Annotated in this window: 4 protein-coding genes; 3 read left to right on the top strand and 1 reads right to left on the bottom strand. The window is 42.1% G+C overall.

Annotated elements, in window-relative coordinates; all coding sequences use genetic code 11:
- The first annotated feature begins 98 nt into the window (after positions 1–98).
- The 3 genes from VN429_RS04515 to VN429_RS04505 are packed head-to-tail and all read left to right on the top strand — an operon-like array spanning position 99 to position 2,819.
- Positions 99–1,307: a substrate-binding domain-containing protein gene (locus tag VN429_RS04515; RefSeq protein ID WP_325630255.1), complete on the top strand. Its 1,209-nt coding sequence runs from the start codon at positions 99–101 to the stop codon at positions 1,305–1,307.
- Entirely contained in the window at positions 1,297–2,067 is a 771-nt protein-coding gene (locus VN429_RS04510; protein WP_325630253.1) for an ABC transporter permease, read from the top strand. Before VN429_RS04515 ends, VN429_RS04510 begins: the two co-directional genes overlap by 11 nt.
- A complete protein-coding gene (locus VN429_RS04505) occupies positions 2,064–2,819 on the top strand; it encodes an ABC transporter ATP-binding protein (RefSeq protein WP_325630251.1) in 756 nt (251 codons plus the stop codon). The genes VN429_RS04510 and VN429_RS04505 overlap by 4 nt, the downstream gene beginning before the upstream one ends.
- A 332-nt stretch (positions 2,820–3,151) precedes the next feature.
- Here VN429_RS04505 and VN429_RS04500 read toward each other — a convergent pair.
- On the bottom strand, positions 3,152–6,149 hold a 2,998-nt coding region (locus VN429_RS04500; protein ID WP_325630249.1), incomplete at its 5' end, for an InlB B-repeat-containing protein.

Genomic DNA, 6,149 nt, shown 5'->3' with positions numbered 1-6,149 from the left:
TAAAATAAATCAATTGACTGAACAGTTACACGAAATCCATTATTCCGCTTTTCCCGTCGCACTGATATCTTTATATCTGATTCGGGCACTTTACAATTATGAGAGTCGGGTATATTCCTCTTCTTTGTGGACTCTTACTGATATTATTATTCGTACTTTCCGGATTACCTGTAGGGCATGAACTTGCCGGTACCGGAACCAAACCAACGGTCAAATTTGTTTATGCTACATCTGGTATCATGCCCCAGCTCCTGAACACATCCCAGGTGGATGCATTCATTGTCTGGGAATCGGTAGTATCAACATCTTCACTTGGGAAAATAGGTTCAGTCATTGCACGGGATGGTGATATTCCCCCAGATCATAAATGGGAGAACGCTGCCTGCAATGTACTGGTTATGCGAAATGATTTCATCGAGCGGGATCCGGAAATTGCAGCACTTCTTTCAGCGGTTACCATAGCCGGGATAAATCAGATAAAAAAAGATCCTGATGCTGCCCGAAATATAACAGCGAACTGGGTATATGGGTCAAAACCTATCCGTTCAGCAGGTCTTTACCTGAATCCAAACGATGTGGAAAACGAAGCATTTCAGCACATTACCTTTACCAGTTCAGCACAGCTTCCAGATATCTCACGGCTGCAATCATCAATGAATGAAGATTCTTTTAAGATGGCGGAAATTAAGTATGTCAATAGTTCTGTTATGCACCGGGCACAGGAACTCCTAAACGGGTCATTGCCAGTTCTGTCTAAAAACCCTCCGGTTGTCCGCATTGGTTACCTCCCCTCATCTGATCTGTATGCCCCGCTATACGTGACTATTATGTCCCACGAGGAAATTTGTGACGAGTATGGATTTTGTCTCGTCCCTGACTCAGGAAAATCAGGACGACCGACCGCTGCATCACTTCTCTATCATAATCAGACCGCTGCAAAGGTAGTGCTGCTACCTGGATCTGTTGGAGGAGGAGTCATGACCGGTCTTGGACAGGATGCTATGGAAGCGGCCTATATCGGGAGCGTTCCGACAGAACTACAGATTTCGATGGGAAATGATGCATCAGTTATTCAATCGATCAATGCTGGAGGTTCAGGCCTCATCGTTGATAATTCGGCACCGTGTACTGACTGGAAATCGTTCATCTCATGGGTGAAAGACCGATCAGAAAAAGGAAATCCGGTCATTGTGGCAGTTCCCCAAAGTTCAATTCAGGAAGAAATGATGAGAGAAGCGTTTGACTATGAAGGAATAAATATCATTTTGTACGGTATCCCCCCTCGATGGAGCATTAATGATTCATAAACATAAGATTTCAAGAGGCCTATTGCTCCCGGTGATGATCTTCATCATCTGGGAAATCCTCTCTAAAACTATTGGAAACAGTTTCATTCTACCAGGATGGGAACTCATTATTCCGGTACTTATCCATCCCATGGAATCCCTGTTTGGGGGAGCATCCCTTCTTGAAAATGCTATTGTTAGTCTTCAACGTGTTATCATTGGTTTTTTGATAGCTGTTTTTTGTGCAATCCCCATCGGTCTTATGAGTGGCTGGTCAGAAAAATTAGATGACTACATAAATCCACTTATTCAGGTACTCCGTCCGGTTCCTCCGATTGCATGGATGCCTCTGGCAATTGCCTGGTTTGAGATAGGGTTTGGTTCACTCATCTTCATCATCTTTATCGGTTCTTTCTTTCCAGTTTTAATCAGCACGGTGGAAGGAGTGCATAATATCAGGGGAAGGTGGCTTGAAGTAGCACAGACTCTTGGGGCCACCACCGGCGAGAAGTTTCTGACTGTTATAATTCCCGGGGCACTTCCCTTTATCTGGACCGGGCTTCGGCTTGCATTCGGAGTAGCATGGATGTGCCTTGTCGCTGCAGAAATGCTTCCCGGAACAAGTGCCGGCCTTGGATACCTCATAATGTATGCATATAACCTGGGTCAGATACAGGTCATTGTAGCAGGTATGATTGTTATCGGGATTATCGGCATTGTTTCTGATTATTTTTTCAAACTTGGCCAGGTACGCTTTTTTGGCTGGCAGGGGAAAGAATGAACGAAGTTCTTGTACTTGACAGTTTGTCAAAACAATTTATCGAGGGTGATTCTGTTTGCCGGGCAATAGACTCAGTTTCATTAACAATTCGTAAAAAGGAGATTGTCTGTCTCATGGGACCTTCAGGATGTGGTAAGTCCACTGTCCTGCGTATTATATCCAGGCTTGAAAATGCCGATTCCGGTCAGGTTCTTGGTAGTGATGGATTATATTCTGAACGATTGCGTTCTGCCATGGTTTTTCAGGATCACGGGCTCTTTCCCTGGCTTTCTGTCAGGGAGAATATTTCATACGGGCTCAACATGAAAGTCAGGTTTTCCTCGAAAGAACAGGTGAACAAAAAGGTTTCAGAACTTCTTACCCTTGTCCGGATGGAGGAGTTCGCAAATTCCCTTCCTCACCATCTTTCCGGAGGGATGAAACAGCGGGTGGCGGTTGCCCGTGCTCTTGCGGTAGAACCTGAAATTCTCCTCATGGATGAACCATTTAGTGCTCTTGACACCTTTACCCGTCGTGAACTTCAGGACGAAGTGCTCCGGATTCGCAATCAACTGAATACAACATTTTTTATCGTAACTCATAACCCTGAAGAAGCAGTTTATCTGGCAGATCGGATTGTTATCCTGACACAAAGACCCGCGGTGGTTCGAAAAGAGATTCCTGTTACTTTTGAATTCCCCCGGAATATGGCAGATCCAAGTGTTATTGCTCTTGTCCAGGATGTTACCCGCCTGGTTGCATCAGGTCAATAAAATAATTTTTTTTCTCTATTGCCACAATTTTTCATGAAAAACCGGGTACCAAAGTACCGGTTCAACATATATCAAGATAGGGCTCTTTTGATCTAACTGTTGGCTCTACCTGAATTTTACCAACTCAAGATAACTCTTGTCAATAAATGAAACTCCCAGAGGTGCAGACACTTCTGTCGGAATGCCAATAAATCCTGGAGTAATTGTTCTGGATACGATACTTACCGGTAAGAGAAAACAGAATAAGAAAAAATTCCGGAGGTTAATTATGTTCCCCAAAGGGGGAATTGTCCGGTTCGTTTCAGGATTTCTCCCTAAAAATGAAGAATTAATCACACTCCATACTCAGATCCAGAGAGGATTGCATCCTCATCTATAGACCCACGATGTGGTGTTCTTAAAAAGATTCTCGGAGTAGCATGAATTATCGCTGATGCATTCTTTGTTCCCACCTGAAGTTTAATCGGAATCGCAGAACGAATAAATTCATGAGAGAGACGTTCTCCGTCAACAGCGACATTCAGGGATTTTGTAGCGTTGTTGATGGTTATAGTACCGTTAAGATCTTTTCCATTATACTGGTAAGAGAATACATTTCCATCCACACTCGTGGCATTATCAAATGCTAGTACAACATCATTCATCTTTAATGTGACAGGGTCATTTGCAAGTACCGAACTAACCTTAAGGCCACCCCCGTTCAGAGATAAACGGTCGTATACTTTGTTATCATCGTAGTAATACACCTTTCCGGATACCGTTGCATTATTCAGAGAGAATAAATCATTGGAAACTGATTCATTCTTTCCAGACCACATGATATCCTCATATCCTCCCATCAGAACACTATCCCTTTTATAGGTGTTCTTACCTTCAAATTCAATAGTGAGAATGTGAGAGTTCAATTCTTTATTCAAATCCGGAACCTGGTTTGCTGCAAACCACCATTTGTTCTTTCCAAGATCTAACCGGAGAGATGAGACTCCTTTTTTCGGATCATTTGTTGTATACGCAATTTCATGATCAGATACAATAGTCACATCTCCAACAGTTGAACCGAAGGGGAATGTCAGGAATCCTACTCTTATTTCTATCGGTTTACGCGGATGTAATGCCATATACTTGTTAAATCCATCAGGTAACGTCCCCTGAAGTTTCACCTGATTTCCCACACTATCATTTCGCACTGCAATAATTCCGGTGTCAACGAGGCTTGATGATTCTTTTGCAAAATAAGCACGGATAGTAGAATGGTCTGCTCGGACAGTTACATTTGTAACCGGAGAACTCAGGTCATCGAGATCTAATCCCATTCCTTTCCAGTACATAAAAGTATAACCATCGGCTGGAACTGCCTTTATCTGTCCGGTTGCATTCACTTCGATTTCTCCTGATGGAAGAGTGATGGTTCCGCCACCAACCGGCACAATACTCGTGGCGATTACATTTTCTGTCGCTGTTGACATTCCCACGGAAGAACAATCAGTTCCATTAGTTGAAACAACATGCCATGTAAGGAACCAGGGTTGATATGCAGCATATATTGACGGAACCCATGGACAGGATGCTATCGAACCATCAGGATTTTTAACAGGGGTTAAAAGTTGAGGCTCGATATCTATTTCATTATATCCACAGGTATCACCCTTATGGTAACGCATGTCATACTTGAAAGTCAACCCTTTTTTGAATGTATTTGTAGTCGAAATATCCTGTTCAGTAGTGATATAACCTTCTGGTTTTAAAAGACCTAATATATCTACCGAAACGGTGGTTTTCTGAGTATGTTCATTCGAAATAGTTGAGGCATTATCCATTGTATACGTAGGCGTTCCTGTACCGCCACCACTATCCCAAGTCAGATCTTCACTTCCTAATAGCGTGCTAACATAATTCCCGGCATAGGGATTTTGTTTACCACCAATCCAGTCCCGGCCGTTCCAACCACCAGACCATGATGAGAAATACCATGGGTTTAAGTTAAAATGGTCTGGAGAACTAGCCATACCTTTGAAAACTTGTGAGGTAATTACAGGATTTGTGAGGTTATATGACTTTATTAAAGGTTTTAGAGGATCTGATGGATCATATACTGAGATATATACTACCTTTGGATTTGAGGTAGGTATAGTTCCAAAGTAATCTGCTACATTATATGCAGTTGTGACCATATTCGGGGCGAGATAAAGGAAATATCCATATGAGGTCGCTGGATCCTCACACCCGTTTAATGTTTGTTCAATCTCCGTTTCGAAATTACTTTCTTTTGTTGTTTTCTCTTTTGCTCCCCTCTCATAGGATGCATCAATACCCGAGAATAGATCTACAAAATGTAAATTAAGACTAATAGATCCCGATGAATCACGCGAACCTGATATTTCTGTTGACTTAGAATTCCCATTACTCAAATCAACCTCAGATTTTATAGGTCCACTATCAATATCGCAATTATCCATGGTTCGCCCGTTCATTGAAAATGGAGGAACACCATCGACAAATCCTTGCGGAATGAATATTCCGGCATTTCCATCGAAATTGCTAGATGTCGAATTGGTAGTTTCATCAGGATTCTGGATTAATTGATTTGAAGCAAAGTAACCAAGATAAAAAGTGTACCCATGACAATTTGGATCATCTTCATCATTATTATACACCAATCCGAAAAACTGAATCGACCAAAGATTTTCACTCATCCACATAGGCACATTAAGGGTGAATTTGCTTAGAGCACCTTTCCCCATGAAATACTCTTCTTTATCACCTCCTGTTCTATATACCCTATTCCATGTATTTGATTCAAATGACGGCCCATCACAACTGTAAATAGATTTAAGCCCATCACCCAACTGATTTGTCTCTCCTAACATGGTAGTGTCCTGATATATCGAAGCAGAAATATCATTAACTCCGGTTTCATCTCCCTGACAGTTTCCGTCGTTAAAAATGAGATTTCGTATACCCCGTGGGAAATCGGAACTTATGGTTGCTTTAGAAATCAACGTTTTCTGCCCAATGCTGCCATCCGGATTGATATACCAGGTAACAATCGAACCCTGATAATCACTTGCTCCAATTATGACCTCTCCATCTAAATTCACGGTACCGCTTGTCAGGACATCAAATAATTGTGAGTCAGGAACCGGAGTTACGCCCGGATATTTTGGATCATTATTTTTAAAAGAGTACAACTGTTTTGGGGTTATGGTTGACTCTGTCCCATCAAGTTCTTCTTCTGATATAAACGAAACATCCAGAGTCGGGACACTGTTCACCGTTTTTTTGCTGATAAGATAAATACCGGTCTCGTTAGGAATGGCTTTGATATAATGA

Source organism: Methanospirillum sp., assembly GCF_035560735.1.
Taxonomy (GTDB): Archaea; Halobacteriota; Methanomicrobia; order Methanomicrobiales; family Methanospirillaceae; genus Methanospirillum.
This window is presented reverse-complemented; position numbering and strand designations above follow the sequence as displayed.